At 28.7% G+C, this 435-nt stretch carries 1 protein-coding gene; it reads left to right on the top strand.

All coding sequences use genetic code 11. From position 1 onward, the window contains the following. Positions 1-99: 99 nt before the first annotated feature. Positions 100-435: cytidine deaminase (gene cdd / locus AYC60_RS04725; RefSeq protein WP_067321834.1), on the top strand; the 336-nt coding region annotated here is incomplete at its 3' end.

The raw sequence follows: 435 nt of genomic DNA, 5'->3' as shown, positions 1-435 counted from the left end.
AGTTACAGGTGAAACTACTACATCTGAAGAAAGACAAAATACTTTTAATGATATGATTACTTTAGCATTAGATTCTGCAATAACATTTTAAGGAGTAATATGAATAGATATAGTGAACAAGAAATTAGAAAATATATTGAAAAAGCTAATAATTTATTAGACAGATCTTATAGCCCTTATTCTAAGTATAAGGTTGCAGCCGTTATGATAGCTAGTGAAGGTAATTTACACGAGGGTGTAAATGTTGAAAATGCATCTTATGGTTTAACCATATGTGCTGAAAGAAATGCCATAGCATCATCAATTACTAAAGGAATGAAAAAAATTGATTTAATAGTTATTACTGGTGATGTAGACAATCCAATTAGTCCATGTGGAATGTGTAGACAAGTTATTAGAGAATTTTCTAAAAAAGATACATTAATTGTACTTGCT

Source organism: Streptobacillus felis, assembly GCF_001559775.1.
Taxonomy (GTDB): Bacteria; Fusobacteriota; Fusobacteriia; order Fusobacteriales; family Leptotrichiaceae; genus Streptobacillus; species Streptobacillus felis.
Note: the sequence above shows the minus strand (reverse complement) of the source record. Positions and strands in the feature narration are given on the sequence as shown.